This is a genomic window from Amycolatopsis sp. NPDC051903 (genome assembly GCF_044452505.1).
Classification (GTDB): Bacteria; Actinomycetota; Actinomycetes; order Mycobacteriales; family Pseudonocardiaceae; genus Amycolatopsis.
The window spans coordinates 40,171-54,585 of sequence record NZ_JBITBT010000007.1 but is presented as its reverse complement, the minus strand read 5'-3'; the positions used below and the strand labels follow the sequence as shown (position 1 = coordinate 54,585).

Here is a 14,415-nt window from a genome sequence, read left to right as displayed (position 1 = left end):
CGAGCGTAATCCGGGTGCGCGGGCCGCGCGTGTGCGCCTACGCTCGCGCGCATGGAGCTCACCTGGCGGCCGCTCACCCTCGGCGACGCGGAGCCGCTGGCGGACCTGTTCGCGGCCGCCGAGGCCGTGGACCGCACGGGCGAGCACTACACCGCCGGTGACCTGCGCGAGGAGATGGCGGGCCCGGACGTCGACCTGGCGCTGGGCAGCACCGGCGGGTGGGCGGGCGAGTGGCTCGTGAGCTACGCGGCGATCCGCCGTCGCGACTCCGCCGACCCGGTGCACATGCCGCGCGTCGAGTCGGTGACGCGCCCGGACTTCCGCACGGCGGACCTCGCCGCGCACCTCACGACGTGGTTCCTCGACGCGGGCAAGCGCGTGCACGAGCGCGCGTTCCCGGCGTCGCCACTGGAGCTGCACGCCGGGGTGCACGAACACGAACGGTGGTACACCGACGCGCTGGAGCGGGCGGGTTTCCGCCGGTCCCGGACGTTCGTGGAGATGCGGGCCGACCTCCGCGAGCTTCCTGGCGTGCGGCCGGTACCCGAGGGCTACGCGCTGGTCCCCTTCGCCGACCGCTACGACGAGCTGACCCGCGACGCGCGAAACGAGGCGTTCGCCGGGCACTGGGGCAGCGCCGTGCTGTCGCCCGCGGCGTGGCGGCACCGCATCACCGGAGCGAAGGATTTCCGGGCCGACCTGTCGTTCGTGCTGCTGACGCCGGCGCGCGACCGGGTCGTGGCGTTCGTGCTGAGCTCGTTCCACCCGGCGGACCACGCGGCCACGGGCGTGCGCGAGCTGTACGTGGACTACGTCGGCACCCGCGCGGCGCAGCGCGGCCGCGGTGCCGCGACGGCGGTGCTCGGCCACACGCTGGCGCGCGCCCGCGAAGCCGGGTTCGAGCGCTCCGGGCTGGCCGTGGACACCGACAACGCGCACAGCGCCGTCGGCATCTACGAACGGTGCGGCTACGTCGTCGCGGACACCTACTACGGGTACGTGCTCCCGATCGGCTGAGTCAGCTCACGACGTTCAGCAGCGGCTCGCCCGCCACGAAGCGGCGCAGCTGCTCGGCCACGAGCTTCTTCGCGCGCGGGTAGAACGAGGCCGAACCGCCCGCGACGTGCGGCGTGATCACCACGCCCGGAACCTTCCACAGTGGATGGTCGGCCGGCAGCGGTTCGGGGTCCACCACGTCGAGCGCGGCGCGCAGCCGGCCCCGTTCCGTCTCCGCGAGCAGGGCCGCGGTGTCGATCGCGGAGCCGCGGCCGACGTTGACCACCAGCGCGTGGTCGGGCAGCAGCGCGAGCTCGCGCGCCCCGAGCAGGCCCTTCGTCTCCGGCGTCTCGGGCAGCACGAGCACCACGATGTCGGCGGCCGGCAGCAGGGCGGGCAGCTCCGCGACGCCGTGCACGTCCTCGTCCGGCCGCGCCCGGCTCGCGACGCGCGTGACCACCGACTCGGCCGCCAGCAGCTGCCGCTCGATCGCGTGCCCGATGGAGCCGTACCCCACGAGCAGCACCCGGCTGTCGGCCAGCGACATCGTGTGCTCCCGCGCCCACGACCCGGTGGCCTGCTGCGCGAACCAGCGCGGCAGGAACCGCTGCGACGCGTAGATCAGCGCCAGGGCGTGCTCGGCGACGCTGAGGTCGTGCAGGCCGCGGCCGTTGGCCAGCGCCACGCCCCCGGGCACCAGGGGCTCGAGCGACTCGACGCCCGCCGACAGCGCCTGCACGGCCTTCAACGCCGGCAGCTTCCCGATCAGCTTCGGCGGCTCTGGCCCCGCGTCGTAGGGCAGCACGTAGAACTCGACTCCGGACAGGTCGTCCGCGGGCGGTGCCACCCCGTCGTAGTACGCCACGGCCAGGCCGTCCGGCACGTCGATGTCGGTCCAGGGCAGGAGAGCGCGCGCGGTCATGCCCTCGACCCTAGTGCGGCCCGCGGAAGGCGCTGCCCGCGTGCGCGCGGCTCCGCTCCCTAGTGCGCTCCCGCCTGTGCGACGCAGAACTCATTGCCCTCCGGATCCGCCAGCACGGTCCACTCGATGCCCGGCTGCGCGTGCCGCGCCAGCTCGCTGGCCCCGAGCCCGACCAGCCGGTTCACCTCCGCTTCCCGATCGGGTGCGGAGAAGTCCACGTGCACGCGGTTCTTGCCCGCGCGCGGTTCCGGGACCTGCTGGAACGCCAGCGCCGGCCCGCCGTTGCCGGTGCGCGTGAGCATCACGAACGGCCCGTAGTCCGCCTCGACCTCCACGCCCAGTGCCCGCGTCCAGAACTCCGCGAGGACCCGCGGGTCCGCGCAGTCGATGGTGATCATGCCCAATGCGAGTGCCATGGCCCGGGACGCTAGCGGCGACCACCGACAAAACCGGTCGAGCCGATAACCGGGTGGAGCCGCGACCAGCGGGTTGACTACCCTGTGTCGGTCAAACCACGCTCGTCGTCTCAGCCCGCTCAGCGCAGGGAGTCCGCAGTGATCACCAGGATGTCGTCGTTGTTCCTCCGCACCTTGCGCGAGGATCCGGCGGACGCCGAGGTACCCAGCCACAGGCTGCTGGTCCGCGCCGGCTACGTCCGCCGGGTCGCCCCGGGTGGTTACTCGTGGCTGCCGCTGGGCCTGCGGGTGCTGCGGCGCATCGAGCAGGTCGTGCGCGAGGAGATGAACGCGATCGGCGCGCAGGAGATCCAGTTCCCCGCGCTGCTGCCCCGTGAGCCCTACGAGGCCACCGGCCGCTGGACCGAGTACGGCGACAGCCTGTTCCGCCTCAAGGACCGCAAGGGCGCCGACTACCTGCTGGGCCCGACGCACGAGGAGCTGTTCGCGCTCACCGTGAAGGGCGAGTACAGCTCGTACAAGGACTACCCGGTCACGCTGTACCAGATCCAGACCAAGTACCGCGACGAAGCGCGCCCCCGCGCGGGCATCCTGCGCGGCCGCGAGTTCGTGATGAAGGACTCGTACTCGTTCGACCTCGACGACGAGGGCCTGGAGCGCTCGTACCAGGCCCACCGCGAGGCCTACACCAAGCTGTTCGACCGACTCGGCCTCGAGTACGTGGTCGTCGCCGCGACCTCGGGCGCCATGGGCGGCTCTGCCTCGGAGGAGTTCCTCGCCGTCGCCGAGACCGGTGAGGACACCTACGTGCGCAGCACGGAGTCCGGGTACGCGGCCAACGTCGAGGCCGTGGTCACGCCCGTGCCGGCCGAGCGCCCGCTCGAGGGCCTGCCCGCCGCGCAGGTGCACAGCACGCCGAACACGCCGACCATCGAGACGCTCGTGGCGTTCTTCAACGCCGCCGGCCTCGGCCGCGAGTTCACCGCGGCCGACACGCTGAAGAACGTGCTGCTGAAGATCCGCCAGCCGGGCGCGAAGGAGTGGGAGCTCCTGGGCGTCGGCGTGCCGGGCGACCGCGAGGTCGACATGAAGCGCCTCGAAGCGTCGCTCGAACCCGCCGAGGTCGAGCTGCTCGAGGAGGCGGACTTCGCGAAGAACCCGTTCCTCGTCAAGGGCTACATCGGCCCGAAGGCGTTGCAGGACAACGGTGTCCGCTACCTCGTCGACCCCCGCGTGGTCGCCGGCACGGCGTGGGTCACCGGCGCCGACCAGGCCGGTCACCACGTGGTCGACCTCGTCGCGGGCCGCGACTTCACGCCGGACGGCACCATCGAGGCCGCCGAGGTCCGCGAGGGCGACGCGTCGCCCGACGGCAAGGGCACCCTCGTCGCCGCGCGCGGCATCGAGATCGGCCACATCTTCCAGCTCGGCCGCAAGTACACCAACGCCTTCGAGCTCGACGCCCTCGGCCCCGACTCGAAGCCGATCCGCATCACGATGGGCTCCTACGGCGTCGGCGTCTCGCGGCTCGTGGCCGTGCTCGCCGAGCAGAACCACGACGCGTCCGGCCTGGTGTGGCCGCGCGAGGTGTCGCCCTACGACGTGCACGTGGTCGTCGCCGGCAAGGACGAGTCCATCGCGGCCGGCGCGGAGAAGCTCGTCGCCGAGCTCGACGCGGCCGGTGTCGACGTGCTCTTCGACGACCGCAAGGCCACCCCGGGGGTCAAGTTCGCCGACGCGGAGCTGGTCGGCGTGCCCACGATCCTCGTCGTCGGCCGTGGCCTGGCCAACGGCCTGGTCGAGGTGAAGGACCGCCGGTCCGGCGAGCGCGAGGAGATCCCGGTCGACTCGGTCGTCGGCCACCTGGTCAAGCTCGTCCGTTCCTGACGGGCGAGCGTCGGTGGGGCTCTTCGGCCGCAAGCGCGACAGCGACGGCGGTTACGAGGACAACGCCGCCCTGACCGGCTTCGGCGGTTACGAACCCGCGGACACCCCGCGCTTCCCGGCCGCCGGCTACGGCTCCCCGGACGCGGGCGAGCCCGCCGCCGGGGAGCCCGATCCGGACCCGCGCCCGGCGGGGCCGGACCGGGGGCCCGGCTGGTCCACGCGCGGCGAAACCCCTTGGTACGCCCAGGATTCCGCCGGCACCGGGCACGCGCCGAGGGCCGAGCCGCGGCGCATCCGGCCGGCCGCGGCACCGCGGCTGCGGGCCCGGCCGTCCCGGGCGCTGTGGATCCTCGTGGCCGTGATCGGGCTGGGCGTGGCGGGCATCAACTTCTTCGGCGGCCGGCACCACTCGCCGCCGAGTGCGCCGCCGCGGGCGCCGGTGACGTACCAGCCCGAGCCGCGGGTCGTCGTGCCGGCGGTGGTGGCCGGGTGGTCCTCGGTGGCCTCGCGCGACGGGACGTACGCCTACGACGTGCCGCCGAACTGGACACCCGAGCCCGGCGTCGTGCACGGCTGGGACGCGAGCGCGACGTCGCCCGGGCTGACGCTGAGCACGTCGGCCTTCACCGGCCGCGGCTACTGCGACAGCGACCGGGACAGCAAGCGCGGCGGCGCGGGCGTCACCACGGAAGACGGTGCCGACGCCGCGAGCGCCGCGCGCAAAGCCGTGCAGGACCTCATCGGCAGCGCCTACGAACCCGGCGCGAAGGCCACGTACGCGTCGGCGCAGGACGCGACGGTGAAGCTCGACAGCACCACCAAACCCGCGAAGGTGGTCGTCGCCGACGTCACGCAGGACAGCACCGAACCGTGCACGCTCAAGCACGTCACGGTCGGCGCGCTCGCCCTGGCCGGCGCCCGCCAGTCGGTCGTCCTCGTCGCCTACACCGACGACACCACCTCCCCGGCCGACGTTGTGCGGCTCCTGCAGAGCTACCGCGGCGTCCCCGCCGCCGACCGGTCCACGACCACACCCCCACCCACCACGCGCTGACGCCGCAACGCGAGCCTCGCGAAGTCCTTCAGCCCGCCGCCCTGCAGGCACGCGCGGCAGGGCGGCCTCGTCGCGGTAGGCGAGCTACAGCGGTTCGTGCCGCGGCCGGAACTTCGCCTTGACCGCGTGCAGCGACCGGAACCCGTAGTACGGCGAGCCGGTGGCCGAGCGGCAAACGCCGGCGCCGGCGCGAAGAAGTGCACGAGATCGGCGAGCGTGCCCACGTACCCGATCGCGACCACCGCGTAAGCGCACAGCGCGGCCCGCAGAAACCCCCGCCGGAGCAGTCCTGCCCGCAGCCGGAATCCCCTTGCGGAGCCGAAAACCTGGGTTGACCGTCAGCCGAGCACGGCCTTGCGCACCGCGTCGAGGTCGGCGAGGTCGGGCAGCACGGTGTGGGCACCGGCGGCCGCGAGCTCTTCGGCGTCGTAGTGCCCGGTCGCGACGGCCACCGCGACGGCGCCGTTGTCGAGCGCGGCCTTGACGTCGTTCGGGGTGTCGCCGATGACGACGACGTCGGCGGGCGCGAACGCCGTGCCGTGCTTGGCCGCCGCGGCGGCGACGGCGTGCGGGACGAGGTCGGGCCGGTGCGCCGAGAGCGAGCCGTAGCCGCCGATCTCCAGCTCGAGGTGCTCGTCGAGGCCGAACGCGGCGAGCTTGTGCACCGAGATCTCCGGGAGGTTGCCGGTCACGAGAGTCTGCACGGCGCCGTGGTCGGCCATCGCCGACAGTGCGGCCGCGGCGCCGTCGAGTGCGCGTCCCGCCTCGTGCAGGGTCGCGCTGGCCTCCTCGGCGACCGCGATCAGCGCGGCCCACAGGCGCTGGATGTTCTCCTCGGTCGCCTCGATGCCGTGGGTCGTGAGGATGTCGGTGGTGATCGCGCGCTCGGTGCGGCCGCCGTAGTCGGGGTGCTCGCGCAGTTCGGTGCCCAAGGCGGTCAGCGCCTCGGCGTACCAGCTGCTGCCGACGCCCGTGTAGTCCACGAGCGTGTGGTCGATGTCCCAGAGCACCAGGCGGTGCGAGCGCGTCGTCGTCACGGCCGTGAGGGTACCGGTGACGCTATTCAACGTCTGTTGACTTCCGGGTGGACGAGACCTATCTTGAGTCTAATTCAACAAGCGAAGAATAAATCCGGGAGGCCGCCATGCCGGCTGTCACGAAGCGCCCCGTGGGGGTGTTCGCCCTGTTCGCCGCGCTGGTGGGGACGCTCGCGGCCGTGGTGCTGGGGTTCCTGACCTTCGGCGCGCAGGCCACGGTCGCGCCCGATCACGTACCCGTCGCGGTTTCGGCGCCGCCGGGGCCGCTGCAGGGGCTCGCGCACCAGCTCGCGGGCCACGGCGGCACGCAGCTCGACTGGCGCGTCACCGATCCGGGACAGGCGCGGAACCTGCTGGCGGACAAGGAGGTCTACGGCGTGCTCGAGCTGCGCGAAGGGCCCGCCGCCACGGTTGTGCTCTCGGGTGCGGTGAACCCGGCGGGCACCCAGGTCGCGCAGCAGGCGCTGGCCGGAGCCGCCCAGGCGTTGCCCGGCGAACCGCAGCTCGAACAGCTGCACCCGGCGAGCCCGGCCGGCCGGATCGTCCCGCTGGCCGCGAGCGCGCTCGCGTGGCTGGGCTCGCTGGTCGCCGGCGCGGTCCTCGTCCGGCTCGGCGCGGGCCGGCGGATCAGCGTGCCGGTGCGGCTCGCCCAGGTGCTCGGCGCAGGTGTCCTGGTCACCGGTGTGCTCGCCGGGTTCACGGCGCTGTGGGATGCGACGCTGCCACTGACCTGGGACGTGCTCGGTTTCCTGTTCCTGACGGTCACGGCGTTCGCCGCGCTGCAGGCGGGCCTGCTGCGGCTGCTCGGGATCAAGGCGCTGGCCGTGCTCGCGCCGCTCTACCTCGTGGCGCCCGCGGTGGCCGGGCAGGTGCCGGAGCTGCTCGACCCGGTCTACCGCGCGCTGTTGTGGTCGTGGACGCCGTTCCGGTTCTCGACCGAAGGTCTGCGGAGCCTGCTGCAGGGCGTGCCCGGGGCGCCGGACGTGACCACGGGGGTCTGGGTACTGGCCGCGCTGCTCGTCGCGGGACTGGCGGTGGTGCTGTGGCCGGGCCGGTCAGCCCGCGAGGAAGCTGAAGCGGACCTTCCGCACCGGGTTGTCGACGTTGGTGTCCACTAGGCAGACCGACTGCCAGGTGCCCAGCGCCAGCACGCCGCCGAGCACCGGGACCGTCGCGTACGGCGGCACCAGCGCGGGCAGCACGTGGTCCCGGCCGTGGCCCGCGCTCCCGTGGCGGTGCCGCCAGCGGCCGTCGCGGGGGAGGAGCTCGTCGAGGGCCGCGAGGAGATCGTCGTCGCTGCCCGCGCCGGTTTCGAGGATCGCGAGACCGGCGGTGGCGTGCGGCACCCACACGTGCAGCAGGCCGTCGGTGGCGTCGGCGTCGCGCAGGAACGTCTCGGCCTCGCGGGTGAGGTCGTGCACCACGGCGCTGCCGCCGGTGCGGACCTCGATCTCGGTGGAGTACATGCCGCCAGCGTAGGGGGCTCAGAGCCCGAGGTAGCGGAGCACGGCGAGCACCCGCCGGTTGTCACCTTCCGAGGGCGGCAAGCCGAGTTTGGTGAAGATGCTCGTCACGTACTTCTCCACCGAACCCGCGGACAGGAACAGGCCTGAAGCGATCGCCGAGTTGGACCGGCCCTGCGCCATCAGGTCCAGCACTTCGCGTTCGCGGTCGGTGAGCTCCGCGAGCGGACCCGACCGGCCCGTGGCCGCGAAGAGCTGGCGCACGACTTCCGGGTCGAGCACCGTCTCGCCGGTCGCGACGCGGCGCAGCGCGTCGAGGAAGTCGGACACCTCGGCGACGCGGTCCTTCAGCAGGTAGCCGACGGCGCCGGCCTGGTCGGCGAGCAGCTGCTTGGCGTAGCGCGTCTCCACGTACTGCGAGAACAGCAGGATCGCGCGGCCCGGCAGCTCTTCGCGCAGTTCGATCGCCGCTCGCAGGCCTTCGTCGGTGTGCGTCGGCGGCATCCGGATGTCCACCACGGACACGTCCGGCTTGTGCGCGCGCACGGCCGAACGCAGCTCCTCGCCGTCCTTGACCGCCGCGACGACCTCGTGGCCCCGCAGCCCCAGCAGTTCGACCAGGCCCTGGCGCAGGATGGTCGAATCCTCCGCGATCACGATCCGCATGCGCACCCCCTGGCCCCGACCTTAGCGGGGCAACGGCAGTTCGGCGGTGACCAGCGTCGGGCCGCCGGGCGGGCTCGACACGCGCAGTTCGCCGTCGACCGGCCGCAGGCGCTCCGCGATCCCGGAAAGCCCGCCACCGGGGACGACGATCGCGCCGCCCGGCCCGTGGTCGGAGACGCTGAGGCGCAGCACCTCGTCGTGCTCGTCGACCCGGACGAGGCAGGGTTTTCCGGAGTGCTTGGCGGCGTTCGTCATCAGCTCCGCGGCGGCGAAGTACACGATGGTCTCGAGCGACGGCGGAGGGCGGCGCGGCAGGTCGACGGACACCGCGGCGTCGATGCCGGCCGAAGTGGCCACAGTGGACAGTGCCACGTCGAGCCCCTTGTCCAGCGCGGCCGGGTGGATGCCGCGCGCGAGGTCGCGCAGCTCGACGAGCGCCTGCTTCGCGTTGCCGTGGGCGGCGTCGACGAGCGCGCGCACCTGGTCGAGGTCGACGTCGGTGCCGGTGCCGGCGGCGAGCTCTTCCTTGGCCAGCCCCAGTTTCATGGCCATCGCGACGAGCTGGGCCTGGGCGCCGTCGTGCAGGTCGCGTTCGATGCGCCGCAACCGCTGGTCGGCGTCTTCGAGGGCGGTCGCGCGGGTTTCTTCGAGGAACCGCAGGCGTTGCAGCAGTCCCGGTCCCGACAGCAGCAGCCGCGCCAGCTGCCGGTCGACGACCGCCAGCGCGTGCACGACCCACGGCAGCGCGGCCAGCGCGATGACCCCGCCCAACGCCCACAGCACCGTGCCCGGCCAGGTGCGGCTGTAGATGTTGTAGACCGGGAGCCTTTCGTGGACGAAGAACCAGAGCACGGGGTAGGCGGTCGCCGCGACCCCGAACACGGCGAGCGACCCGGCGACCGCGAACCCGGCGAACGCGACCGGCAGCCGCAGCACGAGGTACGCGAAGGCGCGCCACGCGTGGCGGTCGCCTACGCGCGCGACCAGCCACCGCCAGAGCCCGGGCCGCAACTGCGCCGGCTCCGGCGCGCGCAGCGGCGCGTCGAGCAGCACTCCCGTCAGCCGCCGGTGCAGCCCGCCGGCGACCCGCATCCCCTGCACGGCCCCGGCGAGCACCAGCAACCCGAGCCCCAGCGGGCTCAACACCACACCCAGCCCGAACGCGACCACCGCGATCGCCAGCGAGAGCGGCGACAGCACCCCGGCCAGCACCAGCCAGGCGGCCTCGCACGCCGTCGCGCTCGGCGGACCTGGCCACCACAGCCGCCTCGGCTCCCCGCGCTGCGCGACCGGCCCCGTCATGCTTCGAAGTCTGCCCCCTGCGCGGCCGGGCGACCACCGGGTTCGCCCGTCGCCGCGATGGGGGAAAACCCGGGGCCGAACGCAGTCCGGCCTCGAAGCCACGGCGTTCGGCCGCGGCCTCGAGGCCGGGACAGCGCGGATTACTCCGGGTCGTCGTCCTGGTGGCGCTGGTCTTCGCGCGCGCGGTGCGCGGCTTCGCGCATTTCGATGACGTCGGTGAGCCAGTCGCCCGTTTCGCGGGCGATGTCGCGGACCGCGCCGGTGATGATGGTGGCGATGGCGCCGATGTGGGTGGCCGCGGACTCCGTGAGCTCCTGCACCGTGTCCTTGCCGCTTTCGAACTGACCCACCATGAGAGTTCCTAGGCTGCTCGGAGTTGCCGGTCGGGATCCACGGTAGCGCCCGGGGGCCGCCCGGGCGTGCCGGGAAGCGCGAGCTTCACGATCTTCTTCGCCACGGACCACAGCTGCTTGCGCAGGGGGCCGGTGTGGTAGGGCAGGCCGTAGCGCTCGCAGATCTCCCGCACCTCGGCCGCGATCTGCGGGTAGCGGCGGGCCGGGATGTCCGGGAACAGGTGGTGCTCGATCTGGTGCGAGAGGTTCCCGCTCAGGACGTGGAACAGCGGGCTGCCCGTGATGTTCGCCGAGCCGAGGATCTGGCGCAGGTACCACTGGCCGCGCGATTCCTCCGCCGTCTCCTCCTCGGTGAAGCTCTCCACGTCGGCGGGGAAGTGGCCGCAGAAGATGATCGCGAACGCCCACAGGTTGCGCACGAGGTTGGCGCTCGCGTTGCCCAGCAGCGTCAGCGGCGCGAGCGGCCCCGTCAGCAGCGGGAAAAGCACGTAGTCCTTGCCGATCTGCCGCCCGGCTTTGCGCACGATCTTGCGCAGCACCGGCACGTTCTCGGCCCACGTCCGCTCGCCCTTGACGACCCGGTCGACCTCCAGGTCGTGCAGCATCACGCCCCACTGGAACAGCAGGGCCAGCAGCGTCGCGTACACCGGGTTGCCGAGGTAGTACGGGTGCCACTTCTGGCCCACGTCCATCCGCAGGATGCCATAACCGATGTCGCGGTCCTTGTCGAGGATGTTCGTGAACGTGTGGTGGATGTAGTTGTGCGAGTGCCGCCAGTTCTCGGCCGGCGCCACGGTGTCCCACTCGAAGCGCTGCGAGCTCAGCTCCGGGATGCGGGTCCAGTCGTACTGGCCGTGCATCACGTTGTGGCCGATCTCCATGTTGTCCAGGATCTTGGCCAGCGACAGCGCCGCGACGCCCGCGACCCAGGCCGGCGGCAGGAACCCGGCGAACAGCAGCCCGCGCCCGGCGACCTCCAGCCCGCGCTGCGTCTTGATGATCGTGCGGATGTATTCGACGTCGGCCTCACCCAGGTCGTCCACGACGCGCTGGCGCAGCGCGTCGAGCTCGCGGCCGAACTCCTCGACCTGCTCGGGCGTCAGGCGGTCCTGCAAACCGGTCACGGTCGTCCCTCCTGTGTTCGTGCGGGATACCCGCACCCGATCGGCGTGGCGAGCGGGCGGGCATCGTGTGCTCACAACGCCGCTCAGGCGTTGATCTCCACGTCCCCGACCGGGACGTTGATGCAGAGCTGGATCTCTTCGCCTTCCTCGCCGGAGATCTCGCCGGTGCGGGCGTTGCGCACGCGCCCGGCGGTCTTGACCTGGGTGCACGAGAAGCAGATGCCCATCCGGCACCCGTGCTCCGGCGTCAGGCCCGCGTCCTCGGCCTGCTCCAGCAGCGGCTTGCCCGAGTTGGCGCACTCGCGGCCGCTGCGCGCGAACCGCACCGTGCCCTCGGCGGCCGCGGTGTCGAAGGTGAGCGGCGGCGCGGTGAACTCTTCGGTGTGCAGTCGTTCACCGAGTCCTTCGCTGCCGAACACTTCCCGCGCCGAGTCCATCAGCGGCTTCGGGCCGCAGAGGAAGGTCTCGGCGTCGCGGAACCACGGCGCGGCCTGCGCCAGGTGCTGCTTCGAGAAGAAGCCGTGCAGGTCACCGCCGCGGCCGTGGGTGTGCGCGTGCACGACCCGGAAGCCGGGGTGCCGCGCGGCGAGCGCCGCCAGTTCGTCGCGGTAGAGCGCGTCGGCAGCGGTGTTCGAGTAGTGCAGGAACGCGACCTCGCCGCGGTGGCCTTCGGCGACGAGCCGGCGCGCCATCGCGAGTACCGGCGTGATGCCGCTGCCGCCGCTGATCAGCAGGATCCGCTCCGGTCGGGGCGAGGGCAGCGTGAACCCGCCGTCGGCCGCCGACAGCCCGAAAACCGCGCCGGGCTTCGCCTTCGCGTGCAGGTGCCGCGACACCAGGCCCTGCGGATCGGCCTTCACCGTGAACTCCAGATCGCCACCCGCCGGGCCGCACGGCGAGTAGCAGCGGGTCCGGCGGACGCCGTCGATCTCCACCGTCAGCCGCACGTACTGGCCGGCCTCGAACCCCCGCCACGCGCGGCTCGGCCGCACGGTGAACGTCACCGTGTCCGGAGACTGGTGCCGCACGCTCGTGACCCGGCCGCGGATCTCGCGCCGGACCAGCATCGGGTCGAGCAGCTCCAGGTAGCGGTCCGCGCCGTGCGGGGTCAGCAGGGCCTCGCCGAGCTCGCGCAAGCCGCGCGGCAGCAGGGTCGTCATGGCTCCTCCGCAAGTTTCAGTGAACGCTTGTACACTCGACAGTGTGGCGGGACGGACCCCCGGCCTGTCAATTCGGGAGCGAGGTGATGTGACGTGGACCATGCCGAAGGCCTCAGTACGCTGCCGGCTGTGTCCGCAGGGGAGGTGCCGGCCGGTCCGGTGAGCCGGCAGGAGCGCAAGCAGCGCACACGGCAGGCGCTGCTCGACGCCGCGCTGGAGCTGCTGGCCGACGGCGGGTTCGGCAGCCTGTCGCTGCGCGAGGTCACCAAGCGCGCCGGCATCGTGCCCACGGCGTTCTACCGGCACTTCACCTCGATGGACGAGCTCGGGATCGCGCTCGTGGAAGAGACCACGCGCACGCTGCGGGACCTCGTCCGCTCGGCGCGCACCGAGCCCGGGGGACACCTCGACGTCATCGACGCGTCGGTGCGCACGCTGTACGAACACGTGCGCGCCCACGAGGACCACTTCCGGTTCGTCACGCGCGAGCGCTACGCCGGCGCCGGCCCGGTCGCCCGCGCCATCGGCGTGGAGCTGCGGCTGTTCTCCAGCGACCTCGCCATCGACCTGGCGCGCTTCGACCCGCTCCGGCGGTGGCCGACCGAAGACCTCCACACGCTCGCCGACCTCATCGTCACGAGCATGCTCGCCACGGTCGTCGACCTCCTGGAGGTGCGCCAGGGCGACCGCGAAGCCGACGAACGCGTGCTCGGCCAGGCCCGCAAACGGTTGCGGATGATCCTCGCCGGCGTGCCGCACTGGCGGCCGTCGGCGTAGCGGCCCGCCGGTGAAATTCCGGTCCCCACCAGCGGAGGAACCCGACGCACCGGCGCAAACGCGGCTCGCGCAGCCGGGCCCGGCCGGGCTCGCGTGGTAGAACCGCAGCAACGGTGATCCTCAGCCGACCCTCAATGACGAGGAGGTCGCGTGGCGGAGAACGGAACCCGGCCGGTGGTCGGGGTGGTCGCGGAATCGCGGCCGGGCGAGCGGCGGGTGGCGATGGTGCCGAAGCTCGTCGGGCGGCTGGCGCAACGCGGCCTGCGAGTGCTGCTGGAACCGGGTGCGGGCGCCGGCGCGCAGCTCGCCGACGAGGCCTACGTCGAGGCGGGCGCGGAAGTCGGCGACGCGTGGTCGGCCGACGTGGTGCTCAAGGTCGCCCCGCCCACGCCCGACGAGGTCGCGAAGCTGAAACCCGGCACGGTCCTGATCGGCTTCCTCGACCCCCGCGGAAATCCGGCGGGCGTCGAGGCACTGGAGAAGGCGGGCGTCAAGGCCTTCGCCGTGGAAGCGGTTCCGCGGATCTCGCGCGCGCAGGCGATGGACGCGCTGTCGTCGCAGAGCAGTGTCGCGGGCTACCGCGCGGTGCTGCTCGCGGCGGAGAAGCTGCCGCGGTTCTTCCCCATGTTGACGACGGCGGCCGGCACCGTGCCACCCGCGAAGGTGCTGGTGCTCGGCGCCGGCGTCGCGGGCCTGCAGGCGCTCGCCACGGCCAAGCGGCTCGGCGCCCAGACCACCGGCTACGACGTGCGGCCCGAGGTGGGGGAGCAGGTGCGCTCGCTCGGCGCGAAGTTCCTCGACCTGGGTATCGAGGCCGTCGGCGAGGGCGGGTACGCGCGGGAGCTGACCGAGCAGGAGCGCACCGAGCAGCAGCGCCGGCTCACCGAGGCGATCACGAGGTTCGACGTCGTCGTCACCACCGCGCTCGTGCCCGGGCGCAAGGCTCCGACGCTGGTCACGGTGGACGCGGTGAAGGGCATGCCCGCCGGCGGCGTCGTCGTCGACCTCGCCGGCGAGACCGGCGGCAACTGCGAGCTGAGCAAGCCGGGGGAGGACGTCGTCGCGTTCGACGTGACGATCAGCGCCCCGCTCAACCTGCCCGCCGGCATGCCGGGGCACGCGAGCGAGCTGTACGCCCGCAACGTCACCGAACTGCTGGAACTGCTCGTGACCGCCGAGGGCGAGCTGGCCCTCGACTTCTCCGACGAGGTCGTCGCCGGTGCCTGCGTGGCCGGGCGGGAAGGGAGCGCGTCGTGAC

Annotated in this window: 15 protein-coding genes and 1 pseudogene; 6 read left to right on the top strand and 10 right to left on the bottom strand. The window is 72.8% G+C overall.

Translation table 11 applies throughout. The annotated features are described in order from the left end of the window. Window positions 1–51 precede the first annotated feature (51 nt). Window positions 52–1,017: a GNAT family N-acetyltransferase gene (locus tag ACIA77_RS18440; protein ID WP_395887090.1), complete on the top strand. Its 966-nt coding sequence runs from the start codon at window positions 52–54 to the stop codon at window positions 1,015–1,017. 1 nt (window position 1,018) lies between these two features. On the opposite strand, the gene ACIA77_RS18435 is transcribed toward ACIA77_RS18440, so the two are convergent. Beyond that, entirely contained in the window at window positions 1,019–1,918 is a 900-nt protein-coding gene (locus ACIA77_RS18435) for a 2-hydroxyacid dehydrogenase (protein WP_395887089.1), read from the bottom strand. A gap of 59 nt (window positions 1,919–1,977) precedes the next feature. Beyond that, window positions 1,978–2,334, bottom strand: a complete 357-nt coding sequence (locus tag ACIA77_RS18430) for a VOC family protein (RefSeq protein ID WP_395887088.1) — start codon at window positions 2,332–2,334, stop codon at window positions 1,978–1,980. Window positions 2,335–2,472: 138 nt separating this feature from the next. On the opposite strand from ACIA77_RS18430, the gene ACIA77_RS18425 reads away from it, so the two are divergent. Continuing rightward, window positions 2,473–4,221: a proline--tRNA ligase gene (locus ACIA77_RS18425; protein ID WP_395887087.1), complete on the top strand. Its 1,749-nt coding sequence runs from the start codon at window positions 2,473–2,475 to the stop codon at window positions 4,219–4,221. Between the two features lie 13 nt (window positions 4,222–4,234). Next, window positions 4,235–5,275, top strand: a complete 1,041-nt coding sequence (locus ACIA77_RS18420) for a hypothetical protein (protein ID WP_395887086.1) — start codon at window positions 4,235–4,237, stop codon at window positions 5,273–5,275. On the opposite strand, the pseudogene ACIA77_RS18415 reads toward ACIA77_RS18420, so the two are convergent. Both ACIA77_RS18415 and ACIA77_RS18410 read right to left on the bottom strand, forming a co-directional pair. Next, window positions 5,215–5,428: pseudogene (locus ACIA77_RS18415) on the bottom strand (hypothetical protein); the annotation flags it as partial. The gene ACIA77_RS18420 and the pseudogene ACIA77_RS18415 overlap by 61 nt on opposite strands. Window positions 5,429–5,613: 185 nt before the next feature. After that, the gene (locus ACIA77_RS18410) at window positions 5,614–6,312 is read right to left on the bottom strand and encodes an HAD family hydrolase (protein ID WP_395887085.1); all 699 of its coding nucleotides are present in this window, start codon (window positions 6,310–6,312) and stop codon (window positions 5,614–5,616) included. Between the two features lie 107 nt (window positions 6,313–6,419). On the opposite strand from ACIA77_RS18410, the gene ACIA77_RS18405 reads away from it, so the two are divergent. Beyond that, complete coding sequence (locus ACIA77_RS18405; RefSeq protein ID WP_395887084.1) at window positions 6,420–7,430, top strand: ABC transporter permease; 1,011 nt, start codon at window positions 6,420–6,422, stop codon at window positions 7,428–7,430. On the opposite strand, the gene ACIA77_RS18400 is transcribed toward ACIA77_RS18405, so the two are convergent. The 6 genes from ACIA77_RS18400 to ACIA77_RS18375 all read right to left on the bottom strand — a co-directional run bounded on the left by ACIA77_RS18400 (window position 7,368) and on the right by ACIA77_RS18375 (window position 12,380). Beyond that, a complete protein-coding gene (locus ACIA77_RS18400) occupies window positions 7,368–7,778 on the bottom strand; it encodes a secondary thiamine-phosphate synthase enzyme YjbQ (RefSeq protein ID WP_395887083.1) in 411 nt (136 codons plus the stop codon). The genes ACIA77_RS18405 and ACIA77_RS18400 overlap by 63 nt on opposite strands. An 18-nt stretch (window positions 7,779–7,796) precedes the next feature. After that, window positions 7,797–8,441 (bottom strand): response regulator, encoded by a 645-nt coding sequence (locus ACIA77_RS18395; RefSeq protein WP_395887082.1) that lies wholly within the window; start codon window positions 8,439–8,441, stop codon window positions 7,797–7,799. A gap of 21 nt (window positions 8,442–8,462) precedes the next feature. Further along, window positions 8,463–9,743 carry a sensor histidine kinase gene (locus ACIA77_RS18390; protein WP_395887081.1) on the bottom strand — a complete coding sequence of 427 codons (1,281 nt, stop codon included), beginning with the start codon at window positions 9,741–9,743 and terminating at the stop codon, window positions 8,463–8,465. Between the two features lie 140 nt (window positions 9,744–9,883). Next, complete coding sequence (locus ACIA77_RS18385; RefSeq protein ID WP_395887080.1) at window positions 9,884–10,096, bottom strand: hypothetical protein; 213 nt, start codon at window positions 10,094–10,096, stop codon at window positions 9,884–9,886. An 8-nt stretch (window positions 10,097–10,104) separates the two neighbouring features. Continuing rightward, window positions 10,105–11,220 (bottom strand): fatty acid desaturase family protein, encoded by a 1,116-nt coding sequence (locus tag ACIA77_RS18380; protein ID WP_395887079.1) that lies wholly within the window; start codon window positions 11,218–11,220, stop codon window positions 10,105–10,107. Between the two features lie 83 nt (window positions 11,221–11,303). Then, window positions 11,304–12,380, bottom strand: coding sequence for a ferredoxin reductase (locus ACIA77_RS18375; RefSeq protein ID WP_395887078.1), 1,077 nt, complete (start codon window positions 12,378–12,380; stop codon window positions 11,304–11,306). A gap of 93 nt (window positions 12,381–12,473) precedes the next feature. On the opposite strand from ACIA77_RS18375, the gene ACIA77_RS18370 reads away from it, so the two are divergent. Continuing rightward, window positions 12,474–13,157, top strand: a complete 684-nt coding sequence (locus ACIA77_RS18370) for a TetR family transcriptional regulator (protein ID WP_395887077.1) — start codon at window positions 12,474–12,476, stop codon at window positions 13,155–13,157. A 150-nt stretch (window positions 13,158–13,307) separates the two neighbouring features. Further along, the gene (locus ACIA77_RS18365; protein WP_395887076.1) at window positions 13,308–14,414 is read left to right on the top strand and encodes a Re/Si-specific NAD(P)(+) transhydrogenase subunit alpha; all 1,107 of its coding nucleotides are present in this window, start codon (window positions 13,308–13,310) and stop codon (window positions 14,412–14,414) included. Window position 14,415: the final 1 nt, after the last annotated feature.